Raw genomic sequence first — 22,217 nt, forward strand, 5'->3', positions numbered from 1 at the left:
GCTCCTATTGAATTATAATAATCTCTGATTAATCTCTAGGTTCAAAAAGTAATCTTTCTCCGAATTTTCCCTCAGCAATTGTACCATTATCATACACCAAATGACCATTGACAAAAGTATGGGTAACTTTAGAGTGGAAATTCATCCCTTCCAGTGGGCTCCAGCCACACTTGTAGAGTAGATTCTCTTTGGAAACCGTCCAATCCTGATTTAAATCTACCAAAACTAGATCTGCTTTATACCCTTCTCTTACAAAACCTCTTTTTTCAACTTTGAAAAGGATTGCCGGATTATGAGCCATCTTTTCAACGATTTTCTCAAGGGATATTTTACCGTTTTTATAGTTTTCAAGCATTACAATTAATGAATGCTGTACCAAAGGTGCCCCTGAAGGACATTTTGTATAAACATTGTTCTTCTCTTCTGCCGTATGCGGAGCGTGGTCTGTAGCAATCACATCTATTCTGTCATCCAGTAATGCTTCCCAAAGGGCATCTTTATCTTTTTGGGTTTTTACAGCAGGATTCCATTTGATAAGGCCTCCTCTTGTTTCATAATCCTCATTGGTAAATGTAAGATGATGAACACATACCTCAGCAGTGATTTTTTTGTCTTTTAAGGGAATATCATTTCGGAAAAGTTCCATTTCCTTTGCTGTTGAAAGGTGGAAAACGTGAAGTCTCGCCCCTGTTTTTTTCGCAAGCTCTATCGCCTTGGATGAAGATTTATAACATGCTTCTTCACTTCTGATCAGGTGGTGGAATTTTACAGGAATATCATCTCCATATTCATCCATATATTTCTGAGTATTGGCTCTGATGGTAGCTTCATCTTCACAGTGCACAGCAATCAGCATTTTGGTATTACTGAAAATGTTTTCCAGAGTTTCAGGATTATCAACCAGCATATTTCCTGTGGATGATCCTAAAAATAACTTGATTCCCGGAACATTTCTAGGGTTCGTTTTCAAAACTTCCTCCAGATTATCATTCGTTCCTCCCATCATAAAACCATAGTTGGCATATGCTTTTTGGGAAGCAATCTCATACTTGTCTGCCAATAGCTCCTGGGTAACAGCGTTTGGAACAGTATTCGGCTGATCAATAAAACTGGTGATCCCTCCGGCAATGGCTGCTCTTGATTCGCTTTCAATATCACCTTTATGAGTAAGTCCCGGCTCACGGAAATGCACCTGGTCATCTATTACTCCGGGAAGAAGATACTTTCCTGAGCCATCTATAACCTGATCCGCATCTTCAGAAATACCTGCCGCTATTTTAGAAATCAAATCATTTTCTATCATGATATCACTTTCAAAGACTTTTCCTTCGTTGACGATATTTACATTTTTTATAAGAACTTTCATTTCAATTTATTTCGCTGTAAAATTAAGATTTTAAGTTTTAATTCACCCCAAAATCGCAAAACGAATGCTTAAAGTTTTACATTTGCAAAAAAAAATCGACTTTGTATAAGAAACTATTAGGACAGACAGCGGTATATGGACTTAGCTCCGTATTAGTCCGTATTTTTCCATTTATCATTGCACCCATCGTTACAAAGGCTTTCGGACCAGCTGCTTCGTCACCGTTTGTAGACTGGTATTCCATTGCAGGTGTAATTACGGTATTGCTTACACATGGCATGGAAACTTCTTTCTTCCGATTTGCACAAGAGGATAACATTGACAAAAAAACATTGATTTCAACCTGCTCAATGAGTATCATCAGTATGGGGTTAATTTACCTTATTCTGGGATATGTATTCAGATTTCAGCTTGCTGAAGCCTTTGAAACTCCTGATCAGGTCAATTTTCTAATCATATTCTTATTTATTCTCTCATTGGATGCATTTTCAACCATCCCATCTGCTATATTGAGGTTACAAGGAAAACCCTTCAAATATATGCTTTCCAAGGTAGCCGGCTCCCTGGTTTACTTTTTACTGGTTTTATTCTTCATCAGATGGCTTCCTAAACATCCTGAGGGAGTACTTGGGCTAAAATATAATCCTGACTTCGGAGTCGGATATGTTTTCGTTGCCAATCTCATCCAAAGTATTATCACTCTTTTGATTGTAGGAAAAGAATTCTTCAGCTTCAGTATATCCAAATTCGATTTCGGACTGTGGAAAAGAATCATGAACTATTCCTGGCCGGTAATGATTGCAGGACTGGCTGGTATTGTAAATCAGACATTAGACCGACAATTCTTAAAATACCTCCTTCCTGAAGAAGAAGCCCGTCATCAGATTGGAGTATATGGAGCCGTTTACAAGATTGCTACCTTTATTACTGTGTTCAGACAGGCCTATCAATTGGGTATTGAACCTTACTTTTTTTCAAGTTTCAAGAACAAGGATTCTCACAAGACCTATGCCGTATTGATGGATATTTTTGTGGTATGCAGCTGCATCATTTATATGGGACTTATGGTAAATCTTCAATGGATTTCTGAAAAATATTTAAGAAACCCTCTTTACTATGAGGGAATTGAAATCATTCCATTTATCATGCTTGGAGCTTTGTTTCTGGGAATCTACCTTAATCTTTCTATCTGGTATAAGCTATCAGACCAGACAAGGGTTGGCTTATATATTTCTGTTATAGGAGCATGTATCACCATTCTTATCAACTTCTTGTTCATTCCTCAATATGGATATTGGGCAAGTGCCATAGCAGCACTGATTACCTTTATGTCTATGATGATCATTTCCTATGTGTGGGGACAAAGGCAGTATCCTATTCATTATAATATAGGTAAAATATTGATTTATCTGGGATTCACCATTGTTTGTTCATTGGTTTCTTTCTATTATTTCAGAACTAATTATCTGGTAGGTAATTTATTCCTCCTTTTATTCCTGGCTTTGATAGTATTCAAAGAAAAAGCAATAGTATCCAAAATCATAAAAAGATCTTAAACTTTGGTCTTTATTTTGCTTGTAAACAAACCTGTTGTTAATTTAAACAATTATTTAAAAAGATATAAATCATAATCCCTTAAAGGTTTTAATTATTATCTTTAACCTAAATATCAAAAACAACTAATAAAACATCTTTTATACATATAATTTATGAAAATTATTGTCCCTATGGCTGGACGTGGTTCCAGATTACGTCCACATACACTGACAGTTCCAAAACCTCTTATTCCTATTGCGGGAAAACCTATCGTACAGAGATTAGTGGAAGATATTGCTAAAGTTGCAGGAGAAAACATTGAAGAGGTAGCTTTTATCATCGGAGATTTTGGCCCTGAGATCGAAAGATCCCTTATTCAGATTGCTGAAAAGCTGGGAGCAAAAGGAAGTATATATTATCAGAACGATCCTCTTGGAACTGCTCACGCCATCAAATGTGCGGAACAATCTATGCAGGGAGATATCGTTATTGCCTTTGCAGATACTCTTTTCCGTGCAGATTTCCAGTTGGACAAAAATTCTGACGGTGTAATCTGGGTGAAAAGTGTTGAAGACCCATCAGCGTTCGGAGTTGTAAAACTGGATAATTACGGTTTTATTACCGACTTTGTTGAAAAACCAACGACTTACGTTTCAGATCTTGCTATCATTGGTATCTATTATTTCAACAGTGCTGAAAAGCTGATGGAAGAAATTAATTATATCATGGATAATGATATTAAAAACGGCGGTGAATACCAATTAACAACTGCTCTTGAAAACCTCAGAGCTAAAGGTGCCAAGTTTACCCTTGGAAAAGTAAACGACTGGATGGATTGCGGTAACAAAAATGCTACTGTAGAAACCAACAGCAAAATCCTTGAATATGAAAGAGAAGCAATGACTCACTATCCTGCTTCCGCTGTGATTGAAAATTCTTTGATCATTCAGCCTTGCTTTATTGGAGAAAATGTAAAAATTTCCAATTCAAAAGTAGGACCTGGCGTTTCTTTAGGAAACAACACAACTGTTGTGAATTCTAATATTGAAAACTCCCTGATTCAGGAAAACACAAGAATTAATCACGGGAACCTTTCCAATTCTATGATCGGTAATTCCGCACAGTATTTCGGGGTTGCCAGAGAAATATCTTTAGGTGATTATTCCGTATTAGATTTTTTATCTAAATAAGGATAGGAAATATTTAACTTAAACATCATATCATCAGGCCACACAAAATGTTTTGTGTGGTTTGGCGTTAATATTGCAACGTATTTTTTAATTAAAAGATAAATACATGAAAAACTGGATCCCATTTCTTTTATTGCTTCTTGCCTTATCATCCTGTAAGACCCGTAATACTGCCCAAAGTGATACTGATCATACACGGGATAGCATTAATGGTGCAAAAAATATAGATAATGGAAATCCAAAAGATGTTAATGAACCGGTGAGAGACAAACTCACTTTTTATGAACATGTATTGATCCCACCCAAATTTGAACAAATCAAAATAGACAGCAAAGTAAGAGTAGAAACAGGAAGCTATGTTCCTACACTGGACGCAACCATCTATATTGAAAATGATAAAAAGGTGTGGATGAATCTGAGAGCTTTGTTCATCAATGCAGCAAGAGGTATCGCTACACCGGAAGGAATAAAGGGCCAGGATAAAATCAATAAAACCTATATAGATTCCGATTTTGACTATCTTAATAATCTGCTGAACGTTAATTTCATTGATTATAAATCGTTGGAAAAGATCTTACTGGGGAGAACTTTTGTAAAGATCAACGACAGACAGTTTGACCTTACTCAAAATGCCCAGGGTTTTAAAATGGTTTCCAATACGAACCAGAAAATCGTTACGGACGAAAAAAACAGAGAGTATAAGGTGGCTCTCCAATACGACACCAATTACGATTTGTTAGCCGTGAATTTAAAAGATATTCTGTCATCAGACGAACTAGATGTTTCTTATAGTGACTGGAATGAATACGGAGGAATACGCCTTCCAAAAAATGTTAAAATAATTATAAAAGGCTCAAAATCTAGTCAGATTTTACTGGAAAACACGAAATTTGACTTTTCGAGGATGGAAACACCTTATTCTGTACCATCCAGTTATAAGAAAATTGAGATTAAATGATTAGAAAATTTAGCTTTTTAATAGGTGTTTTGATGTTCGGACTGCATCAGGGACAGCAGACCAAAGAACAACTGCAGAAGCAGAATGCCGAACTTAAAAAACAAATTGCACAAATAAATACCGATTTAGCCAAAACCAGAAGTGAATCTAAACTTTCCGTAGCCTACCTTTCCAATGTCAACCAAAAATTGGTATTAAGAGAAAAGGTTTACAATAATACGCAGAAAGAAAAAAGATTCATTGAGGATGATATCTACTTACGTCAGCTGGAAATCAACCGTCAGAATAAAGAACTGGCAGTTTTGAGAAAAAACTATGCTGAAGTTTTGGTGAATGCTTATAAAAACAAAGGAGTACAGAACAAAGTAACTTTTATTCTTTCTGCTAAAAATTTAGGAGAAGCCATTCGAAGAGTTCAGTATCTGAAACAATACTCAGACTACCAGGATAAAAAAGCAGCTGAAATCACAAATGCTGCCAATCTCATCAAAAAGACCATTGCCCAAAAGCAAAATTCTGTAAAAGCGAAAGAATCCCTTTTAATTAACCAGCAGAAAGACCTGGCAACCATCAATGCTGAAAGAGCCCAAAAAGAACAATTGGTAGCTGAATTCAAGAAAAACGAATCCAAGCTGACTGCTGAACTTAAGCAAAAACAAGTTCAGTCTAAAGCACTGGAAGGACAGATCAGAGCTATTATTGCAGAAGAGATCAGAATTGCAAAAGCTGAAGAAGAAGCCAGAAGAAAGGCAGAAGCAGAAAAAATACGTTTGGCAAAACTGGCTGCTGAAAGAGAAAAAGCAAGAATCGAAGCGGAAGCTAAGGCAAGAGCTGAAGCCCTTGAAAGAGAAAGAAGACTTGCAGAAGCAGAAGCCAAGAGAGCTGCAGAACTTGCTGCAAAAAGAGCTGAAGAAGAAAGGAAGCGTAATGAAGATGCCGCGAGAGCCGAAGCTAATGCAAGAGATGAAGCCAGAAGAGTAGCCGCTAAAAAAGCTTCAGACGAGGCCAATGCAAGAGCTAAAGAAGCTGCAGATAAATTAGCTGCCGCAAGAGCAGCAGAAGCAGCGCTTACGAAAAGAAAAGAAGAGGAGAAAAAGGCAGCAGAGAGCAAAGCCATGACAAGCTACGGAGTTTCCACCGCTACAGGAAGCAGTTTTGCAGATAACAGAGGTAGATTAGGCTATCCTGCAGACAGAGCCGGACAAATCACTCACCGTTTCGGAAGACAGCCGCACCCGGTTTTCAAAAATATTACTGAAGAAAATAACGGGATCAAAATTTCCGTTCCTTCAGGCGCACGTGCAAAATCGGTGTTCCCGGGATCAGTATCTTCGGTACTGGCCAACAATGACGGAACCAAGACCGTTATCATCAAACACGGAAGTTATTTTACCATTTATTCCAACTTAGGAAATGTAAGTGTTTCCAAAGGGCAGCAGGTTTCATCAGGAACTCCGGTAGGTACGATAGCTCAGGATTTTGATGGTGCTTATACGCTTGATTTCCAAGTATGGAACGGAAGTACACCAGTTGATCCATTAGGTTGGATTTCATATTAAAAAAAGTGTAACTTTGCAAAAATTTTAAGAGATGAATACACTAACAATACTTGCCTTATCTTGGCAGCACATCCTTATCGTAGCAATACTTTTGGTATTACTTTTCGGAGGAAAGAAAATCCCTGAATTAATGAGAGGAGTTGGTTCAGGAATCAAGGAATTTAAAGATGCAGTAAAAGAAGAAGACAAACCAGGTTCTGAAAACAAATCGGCTTCCAATAATAACAATTCTTCCAGCAACTAAAATTCCTTAGAATTAATGAAATTTACTGAGACTGCATGGAAAGTCTTCAATCAAGCTATTGAAGACTATCACGTGTCTGATGACGTTAACACTCTAATTAATAACCCGTTCGAAAAAGATAGTTTGGAACGGATTTTGTATGCAAAGAACTGGATTGATACCGTTCAATGGCATTTGGAAGATATAATTAGAGATGAAAATATTGATCCGGCTGAAGCTCTTCAACTGAAGAGAACAATAGACGCTTCCAATCAAAAAAGAACTGATTTGGTAGAGTATATTGATGGCTGGTTTCTTAATAAGTTTGAAAATATAACTCCTAAACCTGAAGCAAAAATAAATACAGAAACTCCCGCTTGGGCAGTAGACAGGCTATCAATTCTTGCATTAAAGGTTTATCATATGTCGTTAGAAGCTAACAGGGAATCTGCTTCTGAAGAACACAGAAACAACTGCCAGGCTAAGCTGGATGTTCTGCTTACTCAGAAAGAAGACCTATCAACTTCTATAGATCAGTTGCTTACTGATATTGAGAACGGTAACGTTAAGATGAAAGTGTACAAACAAATGAAAATGTACAATGATGAAAGTCTTAACCCAATCCTTTATCAAAAAGGGCAACAAAAATGAAACGACTATTTTTCTTTGGAGTACTTATCATATTAACATCTTCCTGCGCATCGGAGAAGCTTAATCTTTCTCCGTTGTCAAATAATTTTTACAGTGATGCTAAAGGGTCTGATTCAGACAGAAGCTCTAAGAAGAATTTTAATATCAATATCAAACAGAATGTCAATGCTTCTGAAATTTCAAATATGATCTCCACTTTTCCCAAGTTTAAAAACAACGGATTAAATGATGAGATTACCAGTTTGAAATACAGTCTGCAGAATTATTTATATGCTATTGATGCCAGCAATTCTGCCGGAAAAAGCAGAGCCCTTAAAAGCTTCGAAAAATCATACAAAAAAATTCAAAAGCTAAGGCAGAATCTTGACAGAGACGACGATGAAGTTCTTAACAGATATCTGGTGCGTTTAAAAACCAATATTTCTGTTATTGAAGATACTTTGCCAGGAAGTTAAAAACTAATTGAACTATCAATGATTAAAATTCAGGCGGAAGCCAATGTTCCCACAGAGCACGGCACTTTCCGAATGATCGCTTTCTCCGAAAACGAAAACGACTGGATGCCGCATATGGCCATCGTTGCTGAAAATACAGATTTTTCAAAACCGGTCAATGTTCGTTTCCATTCAGAATGTATTACCGGAGAAGTTTTCCATTCAAAAAAATGTGAATGCGGCCAACAATTGGATGCTGCAATGAAATATATCCATGAAAACGGTGGGATTATCATCTACCTTCGTCAGGAAGGAAGAAACATCGGGATCATCAACAAGCTTAAGGCTTACTCACTACAGGAAAAAGGATTGGATACCGTACAGGCCAATCTTGAACTGGGACTTCCTGCAGATGACAGAAACTTTGGCGTAGCCATTGAAATTCTTAATCTATTGGAGGTAAAAGATATCAATCTTCTGACCAATAATCCTGAAAAGGTAAAATATGTGGTAGACAGCAATATTCACCTTAATTCAAGAGTCCCATTACAGATTCCTGCCAATGAAATAAGCAAAGGTTATCTGCAGACAAAAAAAGACTTCTTTGGACATCTTCTTGATGACAATGATAACTAATAAAAATAAAGCCTCAGAATAAATACTCTGAGGCTTTTAATTTTTAATATACTGCTCAAAATACAGGCTTTGTATAAACAGATACCAAGTAGACACTTTGTATCATTTTCTATTATAAATCAAAAGCCCCGAGAGAATTTCTCCCGGGACTTTTTTAATTATAAAAAACTGAAAAGATATTTCTTAGTATTTAGTTACAATTTTAGACTCGTCAATATTGTAATATTTGATTACACTTTTATAATCGTTGTAATCTACGCCAGCACCTTTCGCCATTTTTGCACCACCAGTTCCTGTTCCATTTGCAGGAAGAATAAGAACTCTGAATTTTTTATTCTGATAGTATGATGGGTTAGCTGTTAAGCTGAATGTATTGGTAGAGTTAATATTAATGGTAGCAGCATACTTACTGAATTCATAAATATAATCTACAGCATCGTTATTTCCATTACCTACGTAATAAGTATAAGGAAGAAGTTTCCATACAGGAGAATCTCCGTCAGTACCAATCTGCATATAAATAAGCACCATATCGGATTGTATTAATGGCTTGTTAAAGTCATCACTCCATCTGTAAAGATTGTCATTAACTCTTGTAAAAGTAGGAGATATATCAAATGATTGGTTTATGGTATCATAATCTGTTCCTTGTACTACAGTATCATCGTTATCACAGCTATAAGCGGTAAAACCTACAGCCCCCAGGAATAAGAAGAGAAGTATTTTTTTCATTTTTATTAAAGTTTAGTTATTATTTATATTGCGTATTCAAATCATATACCAAAAATTTCAAAAACTTTGTTTTCCTCACTTTTTTAATTGTATTTTTGTTCTTATTCAAAAAGTCATGAAGAAATTATTATATACTTCACTCTTTATTGCTGCGTTGATAAGCCCTAAGGTGAAAGCCCAGTATCAGCCAAAAAATGCTTCTAAGGAAGATCTGAAAAAAGCTCAGGAATGGGTTGATATCACTTATAAAAATCTTTCTCAGGATGAAAAACTGGGACAGCTTTTTATTGTGGCATTGTATACCAACAGGGGGGAAGATTATATCAGCCAGGTAAGAAATATTGTTACAAATGATAAAATAGGCGGTTTGATTTTAATGCAGGATGACGCAGCAAGGGAAATTAACCTGGTGAATGAATTTCAGCAAAAATCTAAAGTTCCTTTGATGATCGGGATGGATGCAGAATGGGGACTCTATCAGCGAATTGCTACTGCCCACAAATTTCCATGGGCCATGACATTAGGCGCTATCCAGGATAAAAATCTTGTGTACCAGATGGCTGCAAAAATTGCAGAAGATTGCAAAAGAATGGGAATCAATTGGGATTTCGCGCCTGTAGTAGATGTCAACACCAATCCTGATAATCCGATTATCGGCAACAGAAGTTTTGGCTCTGAAGTGAATAATGTCATCACCTCTGCCCTATCCTACTCCAACGGTCTTCAGGATAATAATATTTTAGCGGCTATTAAACACTTCCCGGGACACGGAGATACCAGTACAGACTCTCACCTTGATCTTCCGGTAGTTCCTCATGGTATTGACAGACTTGACGCTGTGGAACTTGCTCCTTTCAAAGCACTGATGAATAAAGGAATTGGCGGTGTAATGGTTGCTCATTTATATGTTCCAAGCTTAGAATCAGAAAAAGGAATTCCGGCCTCTGTTTCTAAAAACATTATTACAGGAGTACTGAAAGATAAACTAGGCTATAAAGGTTTAATCATTACAGATGCATTAAATATGGGCGCTGTGGCGAATAAATACCAGCCGGGCGAACTGGATGCTATGGCCTTTAAAGCAGGAAATGACATTATGCTTTTCTCTCAAGGTGTTTCTGAAGGCAAAAAACTGATCCAGAAAGCTCTTGATAAAGGAGAAATTCCACAATCCAGAGTGGAAGAAAGTGTGAAAAAGATCTTGTTGACAAAATATTTTCTTGGTCTTACCCAATACACTCCTAAAAATCCTGAAAATATCAATAAGGATCTAAATAATGATTCTCACACCCAATTGGTACAGAATCTTTATTCCAATGCCCTGACTTTATTAAAAGACGAAAAGAAATTGCTTCCTCTTACAGGAAAACAGATTTATTATGTTCCTCTTGAAGAAGCTCCTTACCAGACTTTCGCCAACAGATTGGGAAATAATATTATCATTAAAAAAGCAGGAGAAATTAAAACTATTCCGGCGGGATCCACAGTTATTGTAGGTTTCCATAAAGATAATTCTACGGCTTACAAACCTTATAAAATTTCAGCAGAATCTAAAAAAGTACTTTCTGATCTTACCAAAAATCAAAATGTCATTCTGAATGTATTCGGGAGTGCTTATGCCTTAAAGGATATTGATATTTCAAAAGTTTCAACCGTTCTTGTTTCATATGAAAACAATGATGATTCTATGAATGCAACTGCGGATGCTTTCAATGGAAAAACAAAAATATGGGGAAAACTTCCGGTACTGGTTAATGATCAATTGAAACCGGGAATGGGTATAGATCTTCCTATGACAACCTCAACAAAAACCAAATAATACAAAATTAAAACAACAATAATCTAATGAAAATAGGCATACTTTGCTACCCTACCTATGGAGGAAGCGGAATTGTAGCAACAGAATTAGGAATGTCACTTGCCAACAAAGGCTATGAAGTACACTTCATCAGTTCTGCACTTCCTGCAAGATTAGATATCACCAACCCGAATATTTTCTTTCACAGGGTCAATGTTCAGACCTATCCGCTTTTCCAGTATCAGCCTTATGATATTGCACTAAGTTCGATGATCTACAGGGTTGTCAATCTTTATAAACTGGATCTTCTTCATGCACATTATGCCATTCCTTACGCATATGCGGCATTTACGGCAAAACAAATGCTCAAGGAAGACAATAATGATATTCCGTTGGTCACTACATTACACGGTACAGATATTACCCTTGTAGGCCAGCACCCGAGTTATAAACATGCGGTAGAATTTTCGATCAATCAGTCTGATGCGATTACTTCGGTTTCTGAAAGTCTGAAAAAAGATACCCTTCAGTTTTTCAATATCAAAAAAGAAATTCAGGTGATTACCAATTTTATTGATAATTCTGAATTTGATGACTGCTCTGAGTGCCAGAGAACACAGTTTGCCAATCCGGATGAAAAAATTCTGATTCACGTGTCTAACCTTCGTCCTGTAAAACGGGTAGACGAAGTGCTGCAGATCTTTAAGAATGTGGAAAGAAAAGTGAAATCCAAGCTGATCATCATTGGTGAAGGTCCTGATATGGAAAAAGTAAATCAGTTCCTGGAAGAAAATCCTGAGCTTATTTCCAAAATCCGCCTTTTAGGAAAGGTGAATGATCTCTATAAAATTTTACAGCTTTCGGATGTATTTCTTCTGCCTTCCGAGCAGGAAAGTTTCGGTCTTGCAGCGTTGGAAGCCATGGCAGCGTATACTCCGGTGATCAGTTCCAATGCAGGAGGAATTCCTGAGGTGAACATTCAGGGAGAAACCGGATATCTTGCTGAAATCGGAAATGTGGAAGCGATGAGCAACTACACCATCAAGCTGTTGAGTAACGATGAACTTTTAGCCAAAATGAAGCAAAATGCGAAAGATCAGGCAATAAAATTCGATTTGAAAAACATTCTTCCTATCTATGAGAAAATGTATAGAACAACCATAGAAAATTTTAATAAGGAGCTGACGAAAGTATAATATTTCTATTATATTTACGTCACACTTATGACGGAAAAACTACTTCAATATCTTTGGAACTATAAGGTTTTCAAACATTTTGACTTCAAGGATATTGAAGGAAAATCCGTTGAGATCATCCATTTCGGAAAATGGAACAAAAATGCAGGCCCTGATTTTCTTGACGCTAAAATCAAAATCAACGGCTTACTTCTCGCAGGAAATATAGAACTGCATGTACGCTCTTCAGACTGGATTTTCCACAATCATTCCCAGGATCCCAATTACCGCAATATTATTCTTCATGTTGTATTCCAGCACGACATAGACATTCATGAACTTATCGGAAAGCAGGTTCCAACCTTGGAACTTCAAAGTTATATCGATAAAAATATTCTTTGGAAATATGAAAAACTTACGAATGGCGATGAATTTATTGCCTGCGAAAAGATTTTTGATCCGAAAAAAATCCCGGTCAATTTTTATGAAGAAAGTATACTGAAAAAACTGGATGAGAAATCTTCAGAACTTGAACAGAGTTTACATCAATATAAAAATAATTTTGAAGCCGTTTTATTTCACAGTTTTGCCTACTCATTCGGGTTAAAAGTAAATGCTTCTATTTTCCGGCAGATTGCAGAAAGTATTGATTACAGTATTATCAATAAAATACGTCAGAATCCCCTTCAGCTTGAAGCGTTATTATTTGGAATTTCAGGATGGCTTGAGAAACCCCAGGACGGGCAGATGACAATATGGAAAAGAGAATTCGATTTTATCAAGGCAAAATTTTCCATTTCTGATTTACAATTTCATCCTAAGTTTTTAAGACTAAGACCACCGAATTTTCCAACAATCCGGTTGTCACAATTGGCTGACCTGTACAGGCAGCAGAATTTATTTTCAAAAATCATGGAAGCAAGAAGCGCAGAACAGCTGTACACTATTTTCAGCTCTGTAAAAGCTTCTGAATATTGGGATTTTCATTTTAATTTCGGGAGTATTTCCAAAGTACAGCCTAAAACACTGAGCCAAGATTTTGTTGATCTTCTCATTCTAAATACCATACTTCCTTTACAATATACTTATCACAGATATCATAAGGAAGATATTGCAGATGAAATTATTGCACTATACAAGACAATTTCCGGAGAGAAAAACACCATCATTACGAGCTGGAAAAAACACGGATTAAAGGTTAGCAATGCGCTGGAAAGTCAAAGTCTTATCTATCATTATAAAACCTATTGCGAGCCGAAAAATTGCTTAGCCTGTACTATAGGCTATAAACTCTTAAAAGAATAACCTTATCCGGGCAGTTTTGTCGATTAAAATCTTTGTCAAAAAAATTCCTTAACTTTGATTGATAGATTCAAACTTTTAAATAACAATCTGGAAATGCTGAGTAATATTCGTCATAAAATGGAAAGAGAATGGTTTGGTGTACTGACCAGAATGGGAGCCAAGCTGGGAATTCCTGTTTCTAAATTGAGAGTTTTCTTCATCTATTCTACTTTCGCTACAGCTGGATTTTTCTTTCTGATCTATCTGGGACTGGCATTCACCCTTTGGATTAAAGATATTTTCATCACCAGAAGACCAAGTGTCTTTGATTTATAAATTATGAAATTTTTACCGATTACTTCCGCAGAAGATCCTAGAGTTCAGGAAATCTATACTTCTTATACTACCACTTTTCCTGTAGACGAACAAAGAGATAAAGATCAGTTTGAAAGTTTATTTACAAATCCTTATGTGGAATTCATGTCTGTTATCCACGAATCGGAAGCTATTGGCTACCTCATCCTGTGGAAGCTGAGTTCTTTTGTTTTTGTAGAGCATTTTGAAGTTTTTGAAGCATTCAGAAGTAAAAAACTGGGATCTCATATTATGAATCATTTATCAGAAAATTACCCAAGTATTATTCTGGAAATTGAACCTGCAGAATTGAGCGAAGATGCTTCAAGACGGTATTCTTTTTATCAGAGAAATAATTTCAGTCTGATTGATACTACTCATGTTCAGCCGAGCTATGGCGAAGGGAAAAAATCTTTAAACTTATGGCTGCTGGCCAATTATACTCCTGAAAATATAGAGGAAGCCAAAAAAGAAATTCATAAAATTATTTATGCTTAAAATATAAAACGCCGGAATAGTCTTCCGGCGTTTTTATTTTCTATTTCTTGACCACAAAAGGCACAAAAGTTTTAAACACTTAAGTTTTTAGAGCAAAACTTTATGCATAATGAGTTCACCTAAGTTTTGTGAAAATCTTTGATTTCAATCTTATGTGAGCTTTTATGAGGTATAATTTTAAACTCACATAACTGTACAAAAGTGTTTTAAAATGAGTCCTTTTGTGACTTTTGTGGTTTTATAAAGTTTATCAGACAACTTTTTCTATTAATTTACTTCATACTCCAGTTTGATGGTAATACTGGCTTCTTTTTCTTTGGATGAAGTATTGAAAGTTCCACCGTAAGAGTAATCTTCATTGGAATTGGGTGCCGTAATCTGAATTACACCCATGGTTGCCTTCTTGAGATTTCCGAGACTGCTTCCAGAATTTTCTGCAATTTTTTCAGCACGTTCTTTAGCATCTTTTGTAGCACTGGCAATCATTTCCTGTTTTACTGTAGCCAGCTTGGTGTAGAAATACGCTGGTGAAGAAGAAGTGAATTCAATGCCACGGTTGATAATCTCGGTAATATTTCTGGAAAGGTTTTCTATTTTTCCCACTTCTTTACTTTCAATAGAAACTTTTTGGGTGAGATTATAACCGGAGAATTCCCCTTGTACATAGTTTCCGTTTGAATCATTATAGCTTCTGAACTGTTTCTGAATATCTACGGAAGAAAACACGATCTCTTTCTGTTGTATCCCTTTTGAAAGCAAATAGTCATTAATTACTTTTCTGTCTGTCGCCAGTCCATCGTAGGCAGATTTGAGATCCACATTATTTTTGGAAAAGCTTCCGGACCAGGTGATCAGATCTGATGTAAACTGTTTGGTTCCTAATCCTGTCACGGAAATGGTATTTTCAGATTTATTCCTGTTTTTAATAGCATTTCCCAAAAAACCGAGACCTACTACAAAACCTAATGCTGCAATAGCTACTGCAAAAATGTTTTTATTCATAAAATGTGTGAATTTGGATTGTTACATTATACTGTATCAATTTCTATTCCAACATTTTAAGAATTTATTAACATTTACATTACTTTTGATCCTGGTTTACTCTCTCCAGAAAAAGCGGAACTGTCTCTTCCAGTCTCAGCATGACCCCCTAAAGATTTCTTGCTTTTACATAGGTTCGTACCTGAGGTTTTGCTAAAAACGAAAATTGAATAAATTCAGAGATTCTGTCACCGGGAATTCCTGCTCTAATAAAATATTCGTCATCTATTCTGTCCCGAACCCACGCAATATGTTCCTGCAGATCATCATACCGATATTGTCTTTTCTGTCTTCTGGCTTTACCGCTTATCAGATCATATACGCCCTGAACATTCAGGTTTCCCAAAAGTATCGGTAAAAGCACACTTTTTACTTCTGCCGGTTTTTCTCTCATTTTTCCGACCGGCTGCGGAAGACCGACGGCATCTCTCACCTGTTCTCCTTTATCTACTTTAGCTACAATCCGGGAATCTGTTTCCAGATCTCCGGTGAGTTTTTTTACAATCTTTACTTCACCAACATCTCTCGGGATCTGATAAAGGGTAACAAAGAGCGGCAGGTTGGCATCACTGGTAAGAACTTTTCTGGAAACTCTTCTGAAATCTTCTTTTACAAATCTTAATTCATCATTAGGATTGGCATCAATAGAAAATATACCTTCAGAATCAGAATATACTTTTTTATCCGTAGACATGTTGATAACAATTACTTTACTTAAATTCTCTCCATTGTCATCTACGATTCGCCCTGTCACTTTCTGCTGAGAAAAAATAAAAGTACTGCACAGAAGCATCAGGAAAAGAAAAAACTTTCTCTGTCCGGATGTTTCAATATTTTCAGTAAAATAACCCAACTTCTGATTTTTATATATTATTCTTTAATTCCTTCTAATTTGTTTGTCTTACTGTATTCCCCGAAGGCAATTTTAAGTTCATATTCAATGACAGTGACACTAAAATCTTTACGGTATCTTTTCGCCAATGAACGGGTTTTATCTGCATACAGAAGAAATGCATCAATTTGTTCTTCATCCATTCCGTACTTTTTAAGGAACCCCAGATTTACTTCATTCTTAACCCTCCTGAGGAAATCCCGGGTTTCATTGTAATTGGCTTTGGTAACCTTAGGCTGTGCCAATTTCTTTACAGCATTAAATACGCCAAACAAATTGACCTGCCCTGCATTGAAATCATGACCTGTAAAAGTTTTGGATGTGGTGTTATTGGGTAAAGGCTGATTCAGCGGACTTCTCATATAATCGTCCATATCTGATTTTAAAGCCTGAAGTTTTCTGGATTCATTATAATGCTGATTATCTTTTGCCAGATTTCCGGTAGGTCTATACTTAATCCTGACCTCAGGAATCTGAATTTCCATCTTCTTCAGAATTATGTTGAACGGAGCATCGATCTCTTCTTTGGTCAATTTTTTATCAACTCGGTAATATCCTTCTTTTACAAATCTGATCTCATCATTTTCTTTAGCTTCGATTTCAAATTTTCCGGACATATCACTTAATACACTTCTATTCCCTGTGATATTAACAACCAGTACAGGAGCTAAATCAAGGTCATCGCCTGTTATTACCTTTCCTGATATTTTTTGCTGTCCCCACAATACTGAAGCGATACAAAAAAGCACTAATAATAAAACTCTTCTGATATATTTTATTTCCATATTATCTTTGAGTTTGCGGAGCACGATAAGATGAAATTCTTGTCAGGACAAAACGCTGAAACCTGTTCAGATCCGCATCACTGCAGAATCCGTATTTCAGGATTTTTTTCCTTTCAAAACCGCCTGCAAAAACATAATAGATAAAATGTTCTATCAGAGGTTTCTCAATTTTAAGATTGGTAAAATAATCATCACCAAGGCTTGCTCTGATGTACTTCATTAAATCTACATCATCCCATTTATCTTTCACTTTCCCAATAGAAAATCCCTGGCCTTTCGGCTGTACAAATTCCCCGGGTTTTGCGGCCAGTATTCTGGGATCTGATTTCTGAGCAATATACCGATCCATTTCTTTGAGCAGTTTTTCAACCTTTTGAGGTTTATTATAAAGTTTTGAATCAATTTTAAGGTTTCCGGTGAGCCCCTGTTTCACTTCCACTTCAGGAATCTGAATAGTCTGGCGAACCATACTTATATTCATCGGAGATTGTGTATTTTCCTGGGAAACTATTTTGGTGATACGTTCATAACCCGCTTTTATAAAACGAAGTTCATCTCCCTGTCTTCCCGAAATCATAAAATGACCATCCCTGTTTGAAACTACGATCTCATCAGTTCTGATATTGACAACATTCACATCCTGCATTTCAGTGCCGTTTTCGGAAATGATTTTACCAAATATATAGCTTTGGGCCTGGGTATGAATAAAAAGAATAAAGGATAAGAAAAAGAATAGTTTAAGTTTCACGGGCTATTTTTTATAAAGCAAAGCTAAAATTATTTTTAATGTATCCCATAAGTTTAACCACAGTTAACGCGTTTTAATATTTCTTTTTGATTTTTACCCTGTAAACTGTTAAATAGCGTAATTAAATTGTTAAAGTTTCTTTTAAATTTTAGCTAACTTGCAGTCTCAATTCTCTTTTAACAATGCAAAATTCTTACACAGTCATCAATGCTTCTGCCGGATCCGGGAAAACCTATGCCCTGGTACAAAGGCTTCTGATGATCTGTCTCCGCTACCCTAATCAGCAGCAGTCGATCAGGAATATTCTCGCGCTTACTTTTACCAATAAAGCAGCGAACGAGATGAAGGAAAGAATTTTATCGTGGCTGGGAAATTTTTCAGCTAAAGATTATGCAGAAAATACGGATCTGAAAAACATCCAGAAAGCATTTGAAGAACAGGGCCTGAAAATTACCATCGATGACCTTCATCAGCGTTCTAAAAAAATGCTGGATTATGTTCTCCACAATTATTCCACACTGAATATCGGAACGATTGACCGTTTTAACTCAAGGCTGGTAAGAAGTTTTTCCTATGAATTGGGACTGGCTAAAAATTTTAACCTTGAAATTGAAGCTGAACCGTTTCTGATAGAAGCCGTTGATAAGATGCTGGATCAGATTGGTGAGAATGAGACTATTTCCAATTCTTTCATGGATTATGTAGACTACAGTCTTGAAAACAATGAAAGGATCAATCTTAATAAAAATCTTTATGATTCGGCTAAGGAATTTGTAAAGGATATTCACTATGAGCATCTGAAAAGCAATAAAAGCTTTGACGATGCCAGTTATGAGAATATCAAGAATACGCTTCGTAAAGAGATTGTTCTCAATAAAAAACAGTCTGCAGAGCTTGCCGCAAGTTCTATTGAATTATTCAGATCAAGAAATATTGATATTGAAGATTTTGCTCAGGGTAAAAACGGAATCGGAGGCTTTTTTACTAAGGTTATCGATTTTTATCAGCAGAAAAGAACTGGTTTTCCTTTCCCTACTACGCAGGAAGACTCTGTTATCAATAATTATAGAAAGGGAGCGTCTTCAAAATCGAAACATAAAGAGTCTGAAATTTTCGAAATCCTGGATCAACTTCTCGACAACAGAATGAAACTTATCATTCTGTATATTGAAACTCAAAAGAAAGAAAAAGTTTTGTCTGCTCTTCTTCCTTTAAAGGTAAACAAAGATATTCAGGATGAACTTCAGAAAATTGAAGAAGAAAATGATCTTGTTCTGCTTTCCAAGTTTAATATTCTGATCAATGAAAATCTTAGAAATGAACCTTCAGCTTTTATTTATGAAAAAGTAGGTTCACAGTTTCAGCATTATTTCTTTGATGAGTTTCAGGATACATCAGAACTGCAGTGGCAGAATTTTGTTCCGCTGAGAGATCACAGTGTTTCTACAGAATACACATCATTTACATTGGTGGGCGATCCCAAGCAAAGTATTTACCGGTTTCGTGGCGGGGAAAGCAAACTGATGCTGGATATCATCAACAAAAAAGAATTTTCACCTAAAGAAGCTGATCTTCTGGTATTAAAGGATAACTGGAGAAGTGCCAGAAACATTGTACAATTCAACAATGAACTGTACCGTTTTCATTCTGAAGGATTGCTGGAAGAACATCAGAATATTTTCGGGGCAGATGCTGAGCAAAATCCAAAATCCCAAATGGAGGGACGCGTAAAGGTAAATCTGATCGAAAATCTTACGAATGAAGAATTTTACAATGATACTTCAGAAAGGATGCGGAAAGATATCCAGGAATGTCTGGATAATGGTTTCAAGTTTTCTGACATCACCATTCTTTGCCGTGGAAATTTTGATATTTTCAGTTATTCTCAGAAACTGGGAGCTTTAAAAGTCAGCTATAAAGGAGAAGAAACCAATATTAAAACGATTTCTGATAAAGGCCTTACACTGGAACTTTCCAATACGTTAAAGGCTGTTATTGAATTTCTTCGCTGGGAGCTCAATCCTAAGAATAAACATTGTCTGATTATGATGATGTACCATCTGAATACACTCGGAAAAATTGATATGCCGGATTTCACTTTAGGAATGAAAGAAATTCTGGATATTGAAGGGCATGAAGAAATTCTACAGTTTATCCAGCAAAAATATTCGCTGCAGCTTAAACAGGATAACTTTCCGAGATTCAATCTTTATAATTTTATTGAATATTATATCAACGAATTTTCTGTTGAAAATAAAGAAACAGACTTTTTACTGAACTTCCTGGAAATGCTTTTCAACTTTACGCAGAACGCAGGTGCCAGTACCAAAGAGTTTCTGAAATACTGGGATGAAGAAGCTTCTTCATACACTATTCAGGCTTCGGAAAATATCGACGCTGTCCAGATTATGACGATCCACAAGTCTAAAGGACTGGAATTCCCGATTGTTTTTATCCCAATGATGAACAAAAACCGGGACAGTGAATTTACCAACTGGTTTGATACCAATGAAAATGAAGCTTTAAAATCGGTCAACATCAACCAGTTCAGTAAAAACTTGGAAGCTTATGATGATGAAATTCTGTTTTTCAACACAAAGAATTCTTATAAAAACCTGATCGACAGATTGTGTCTGCAATACGTGGCTACCACCAGGCCTGTTGAACAGCTGTTTTTCTATCTGCAAAAGGCGAATAAGACCTCTAATAATCTTGAGCTTTTAGAATTTCTTCAGACAAAAAATCCTGAACAGGCTGACGAGTTTGATGTGTACCAGGTAAATCCTGCAATGCTGAAGAAATATTCGAAAGATAAAAGCTCTTCTTTTAAAACCCAGAATATCCAGAACCTGAAGAATGTTAATGAAAAAAGTACATCCATCAAAATTGCTACGCCGTCTAAAAATTATCAGGTAAGAAATGAAAAGGTAAGAATCGGGCTTTTTGTGCATGAACTTTTATCGAAGATCAATACAGAAAGAGATATAGTGAAAGTATTGGACGGTTATGCTTTGGAAGGGCAGATTACACTGGAGGAAAAAAATGAAATACAGATTACATTACAGGAAATTGTCAGAACGTATGCAGAATTTTTTGATGAAAAATGGGAAGTAATCAACGAAAAAGATATCATGATCTCTGAAAGAGGAGAAAGCCATATTTTCAGGCCAGACCGTGTTTTAAAGGGTGAAGAAGGTTATATAATTGTAGATTTCAAAACCGGTGAACCAAAAGCGAAAGATGAAGCACAGGTAGAAGGATATAAAAACATTCTTGAACGTCTGGGCAAAAAAGTACTCAAAACTCAGATCATTTATCTGTAATCTGAAGATTTACAAAACATTACTGTAACAATTTTTCACAAAAATTGTTCAAATATAAAAAGGTTTTAGTATTTTTATTCTAAGACGAGTACAATCATACAGTCTTTGATTATATTTTGTTTTACAACTAACCAACCATGAGAATATACTTGAACTCCTTTTTTATAAGCCTGATTATCATGTTATTTACGACAGTGGTCACTTACAATATTGTTGATTGCTTAGACCCGCCCGTTACCCCAGATGACCACCATTTTGGGCCCGCTGAAAATATTGCCAACTCTTTATTTCTAAGTTTTGTATTGGGAGCGGTGGTTTTTATTTCTGCTGTCAGAATTCAAAGGCGGCCGTATAGGAAATAATTCATTATCATAACAAAAAAACCGCTATTCTTAAGAATAACGGTTTTATATTTTGAAGAATTTTCAATCTTAAGCAGTTGTATCAGGAGTAAATACTCTCTGTGACAATTCCTGATCAAAAAGGTATAATGCAGATGGATTATCGCACACCATTTTGATTTTTGTTACGTATTGAGAAGCACTCGCTTCTTCTTCTACCTGTTCGTTGATAAACCACTGCAGGAATGATGTTGTTGCAAAATCTCCCTCTTCATTTGCATTTTTTACAATATTGAAAATACTTTTAGTTACGACTTTCTCATGTGCTAATGCTTTCTCAAAAATATCCGTTGCGTTTTCGAACTCATGTGGAGGTTTTGGAATTTCTCCAATGATAATTTCTCCTCCTACATCATTCAAATAATCAAACATTTTATCTGCATGCATCAATTCTTCTTTGCTCTGTACTCTGAAATAGTTGGCAATTCCATCCAGATCTTTTCCTGAAAACCATGCAGACATTGAAAGATAATATTGAGCGGCGTATTGTTCGTGGGCAATTTGTTCGTTAATTAATTTTGCAATTTTTTCGCTAACCATACGTATTAAATTTATAGTCAAAAATAGGGAATAAAAGCCCTAAATCAAAAGTTTTAAAGAAAATTAATACAAAAAGGATGGAAAAACATCCAC

At 36.1% G+C, this 22,217-nt stretch carries 21 protein-coding genes; 14 read left to right on the forward strand and 7 right to left on the reverse strand.

Annotated features, from left to right (window positions below; all coding sequences use genetic code 11):
• Positions 1–28: 28 nt before the first annotated feature.
• Positions 29–1,366, reverse strand: coding sequence for a dihydroorotase (locus tag AC5YGI_RS16115; protein ID WP_496168990.1), 1,338 nt, complete (start codon positions 1,364–1,366; stop codon positions 29–31).
• 101 nt (positions 1,367–1,467) lie between these two features.
• Here AC5YGI_RS16115 and AC5YGI_RS16120 point away from each other — a divergent pair, with 101 nt between their 5' ends.
• From AC5YGI_RS16120 to ribA, 8 genes are all read left to right on the forward strand, one after another.
• A complete protein-coding gene (locus tag AC5YGI_RS16120; protein ID WP_446106842.1) occupies positions 1,468–2,922 on the forward strand; it encodes a lipopolysaccharide biosynthesis protein in 1,455 nt (484 codons plus the stop codon).
• A 153-nt stretch (positions 2,923–3,075) separates the two neighbouring features.
• Entirely contained in the window at positions 3,076–4,092 is a 1,017-nt protein-coding gene (locus tag AC5YGI_RS16125) for a sugar phosphate nucleotidyltransferase (protein WP_110010644.1), read from the forward strand.
• Positions 4,093–4,198: 106 nt separating this feature from the next.
• Positions 4,199–5,050: a lipoprotein insertase outer membrane protein LolB1 gene (gene lolB1 / locus AC5YGI_RS16130; RefSeq protein ID WP_454511770.1), complete on the forward strand. Its 852-nt coding sequence runs from the start codon at positions 4,199–4,201 to the stop codon at positions 5,048–5,050.
• The gene (locus AC5YGI_RS16135; RefSeq protein ID WP_110010642.1) at positions 5,047–6,609 is read left to right on the forward strand and encodes a peptidoglycan DD-metalloendopeptidase family protein; all 1,563 of its coding nucleotides are present in this window, start codon (positions 5,047–5,049) and stop codon (positions 6,607–6,609) included. The genes lolB1 and AC5YGI_RS16135 overlap by 4 nt, the downstream gene beginning before the upstream one ends.
• 31 nt (positions 6,610–6,640) lie before the next feature.
• Positions 6,641–6,853, forward strand: coding sequence for a twin-arginine translocase TatA/TatE family subunit (locus AC5YGI_RS16140; protein ID WP_076596910.1), 213 nt, complete (start codon positions 6,641–6,643; stop codon positions 6,851–6,853).
• A 15-nt stretch (positions 6,854–6,868) separates the two neighbouring features.
• On the forward strand, positions 6,869–7,483 hold the full coding sequence (locus AC5YGI_RS16145; RefSeq protein ID WP_034695722.1) for a DUF4254 domain-containing protein: 615 nt from the start codon (positions 6,869–6,871) through the stop codon (positions 7,481–7,483).
• A complete protein-coding gene (locus AC5YGI_RS16150) occupies positions 7,480–7,938 on the forward strand; it encodes a hypothetical protein (protein ID WP_062672271.1) in 459 nt (152 codons plus the stop codon). The genes AC5YGI_RS16145 and AC5YGI_RS16150 overlap by 4 nt, the downstream gene beginning before the upstream one ends.
• A gap of 18 nt (positions 7,939–7,956) precedes the next feature.
• Positions 7,957–8,553 (forward strand): GTP cyclohydrolase II, encoded by a 597-nt coding sequence (gene ribA / locus AC5YGI_RS16155; RefSeq protein ID WP_052198528.1) that lies wholly within the window; start codon positions 7,957–7,959, stop codon positions 8,551–8,553.
• 183 nt (positions 8,554–8,736) lie between these two features.
• On the opposite strand, the gene AC5YGI_RS16160 is transcribed toward ribA, so the two are convergent.
• Positions 8,737–9,285 carry a hypothetical protein gene (locus tag AC5YGI_RS16160; protein WP_330745169.1) on the reverse strand — a complete coding sequence of 183 codons (549 nt, stop codon included), beginning with the start codon at positions 9,283–9,285 and terminating at the stop codon, positions 8,737–8,739.
• A gap of 115 nt (positions 9,286–9,400) precedes the next feature.
• On the opposite strand from AC5YGI_RS16160, the gene AC5YGI_RS16165 reads away from it, so the two are divergent.
• From AC5YGI_RS16165 to AC5YGI_RS16185, 5 genes are all read left to right on the forward strand, one after another.
• Entirely contained in the window at positions 9,401–11,104 is a 1,704-nt protein-coding gene (locus tag AC5YGI_RS16165; RefSeq protein ID WP_330745168.1) for a glycoside hydrolase family 3 protein, read from the forward strand.
• A 26-nt stretch (positions 11,105–11,130) separates the two neighbouring features.
• Entirely contained in the window at positions 11,131–12,279 is a 1,149-nt protein-coding gene (gene bshA / locus AC5YGI_RS16170) for an N-acetyl-alpha-D-glucosaminyl L-malate synthase BshA (protein ID WP_079240311.1), read from the forward strand.
• A 27-nt stretch (positions 12,280–12,306) separates the two neighbouring features.
• Positions 12,307–13,563 carry a DUF2851 family protein gene (locus AC5YGI_RS16175; protein ID WP_496168991.1) on the forward strand — a complete coding sequence of 419 codons (1,257 nt, stop codon included), beginning with the start codon at positions 12,307–12,309 and terminating at the stop codon, positions 13,561–13,563.
• A 93-nt stretch (positions 13,564–13,656) separates the two neighbouring features.
• Entirely contained in the window at positions 13,657–13,878 is a 222-nt protein-coding gene (locus AC5YGI_RS16180; protein ID WP_002981826.1) for a PspC family transcriptional regulator, read from the forward strand.
• Positions 13,879–13,881: 3 nt separating this feature from the next.
• The gene (locus AC5YGI_RS16185; RefSeq protein ID WP_330745166.1) at positions 13,882–14,394 is read left to right on the forward strand and encodes a GNAT family N-acetyltransferase; all 513 of its coding nucleotides are present in this window, start codon (positions 13,882–13,884) and stop codon (positions 14,392–14,394) included.
• A 267-nt stretch (positions 14,395–14,661) separates the two neighbouring features.
• On the opposite strand, the gene AC5YGI_RS16190 is transcribed toward AC5YGI_RS16185, so the two are convergent.
• The 4 genes from AC5YGI_RS16190 to AC5YGI_RS16205 form a co-directional block, all read right to left on the reverse strand.
• Positions 14,662–15,396: an SIMPL domain-containing protein gene (locus AC5YGI_RS16190; RefSeq protein ID WP_330745165.1), complete on the reverse strand. Its 735-nt coding sequence runs from the start codon at positions 15,394–15,396 to the stop codon at positions 14,662–14,664.
• Positions 15,397–15,544: 148 nt separating this feature from the next.
• A complete protein-coding gene (locus AC5YGI_RS16195) occupies positions 15,545–16,288 on the reverse strand; it encodes a carboxypeptidase-like regulatory domain-containing protein (RefSeq protein WP_330745164.1) in 744 nt (247 codons plus the stop codon).
• A gap of 17 nt (positions 16,289–16,305) precedes the next feature.
• A complete protein-coding gene (locus tag AC5YGI_RS16200) occupies positions 16,306–17,112 on the reverse strand; it encodes a hypothetical protein (RefSeq protein ID WP_330745163.1) in 807 nt (268 codons plus the stop codon).
• Position 17,113: 1 nt separating this feature from the next.
• Positions 17,114–17,860 (reverse strand): hypothetical protein, encoded by a 747-nt coding sequence (locus AC5YGI_RS16205; RefSeq protein WP_110010633.1) that lies wholly within the window; start codon positions 17,858–17,860, stop codon positions 17,114–17,116.
• A 182-nt stretch (positions 17,861–18,042) separates the two neighbouring features.
• Here AC5YGI_RS16205 and AC5YGI_RS16210 point away from each other — a divergent pair, with 182 nt between their 5' ends.
• Positions 18,043–21,183: a UvrD-helicase domain-containing protein gene (locus tag AC5YGI_RS16210; RefSeq protein WP_330745162.1), complete on the forward strand. Its 3,141-nt coding sequence runs from the start codon at positions 18,043–18,045 to the stop codon at positions 21,181–21,183.
• A gap of 431 nt (positions 21,184–21,614) precedes the next feature.
• On the opposite strand, the gene AC5YGI_RS16215 is transcribed toward AC5YGI_RS16210, so the two are convergent.
• Positions 21,615–22,124, reverse strand: a complete 510-nt coding sequence (locus AC5YGI_RS16215) for a ferritin (protein ID WP_202840411.1) — start codon at positions 22,122–22,124, stop codon at positions 21,615–21,617.
• Positions 22,125–22,217: the final 93 nt, after the last annotated feature.

This window comes from Chryseobacterium sp. CS3K3.1, assembly GCF_059515165.1.

Excerpts from the sequence above, each read along its gene's own strand:
- AC5YGI_RS16115 (WP_496168990.1), bottom strand. The coding sequence starts at position 1,366 with ATGAAAGTTCTTATAAAAAATGTAAATATCGTCAACGAAGGAAAAGTC.
- AC5YGI_RS16125 (WP_110010644.1), top strand. The coding sequence starts at position 3,076 with ATGAAAATTATTGTCCCTATGGCTGGACGTGGTTCCAGATTACGTCCA.
- lolB1 (WP_454511770.1), top strand. The coding sequence starts at position 4,199 with ATGAAAAACTGGATCCCATTTCTTTTATTGCTTCTTGCCTTATCATCC.
- AC5YGI_RS16135 (WP_110010642.1), top strand. The coding sequence starts at position 5,047 with ATGATTAGAAAATTTAGCTTTTTAATAGGTGTTTTGATGTTCGGACTG.
- AC5YGI_RS16140 (WP_076596910.1), top strand. The coding sequence starts at position 6,641 with ATGAATACACTAACAATACTTGCCTTATCTTGGCAGCACATCCTTATC.
- AC5YGI_RS16145 (WP_034695722.1), top strand. The coding sequence starts at position 6,869 with ATGAAATTTACTGAGACTGCATGGAAAGTCTTCAATCAAGCTATTGAA.
- AC5YGI_RS16150 (WP_062672271.1), top strand. The coding sequence starts at position 7,480 with ATGAAACGACTATTTTTCTTTGGAGTACTTATCATATTAACATCTTCC.
- ribA (WP_052198528.1), top strand. The coding sequence starts at position 7,957 with ATGATTAAAATTCAGGCGGAAGCCAATGTTCCCACAGAGCACGGCACT.
- AC5YGI_RS16160 (WP_330745169.1), bottom strand. The coding sequence starts at position 9,285 with ATGAAAAAAATACTTCTCTTCTTATTCCTGGGGGCTGTAGGTTTTACC.
- AC5YGI_RS16165 (WP_330745168.1), top strand. The coding sequence starts at position 9,401 with ATGAAGAAATTATTATATACTTCACTCTTTATTGCTGCGTTGATAAGC.
- bshA (WP_079240311.1), top strand. The coding sequence starts at position 11,131 with ATGAAAATAGGCATACTTTGCTACCCTACCTATGGAGGAAGCGGAATT.
- AC5YGI_RS16175 (WP_496168991.1), top strand. The coding sequence starts at position 12,307 with ATGACGGAAAAACTACTTCAATATCTTTGGAACTATAAGGTTTTCAAA.
- AC5YGI_RS16180 (WP_002981826.1), top strand. The coding sequence starts at position 13,657 with ATGCTGAGTAATATTCGTCATAAAATGGAAAGAGAATGGTTTGGTGTA.
- AC5YGI_RS16185 (WP_330745166.1), top strand. The coding sequence starts at position 13,882 with ATGAAATTTTTACCGATTACTTCCGCAGAAGATCCTAGAGTTCAGGAA.
- AC5YGI_RS16190 (WP_330745165.1), bottom strand. The coding sequence starts at position 15,396 with ATGAATAAAAACATTTTTGCAGTAGCTATTGCAGCATTAGGTTTTGTA.
- AC5YGI_RS16200 (WP_330745163.1), bottom strand. The coding sequence starts at position 17,112 with ATGGAAATAAAATATATCAGAAGAGTTTTATTATTAGTGCTTTTTTGT.
- AC5YGI_RS16210 (WP_330745162.1), top strand. The coding sequence starts at position 18,043 with ATGCAAAATTCTTACACAGTCATCAATGCTTCTGCCGGATCCGGGAAA.
- AC5YGI_RS16215 (WP_202840411.1), bottom strand. The coding sequence starts at position 22,124 with ATGGTTAGCGAAAAAATTGCAAAATTAATTAACGAACAAATTGCCCAC.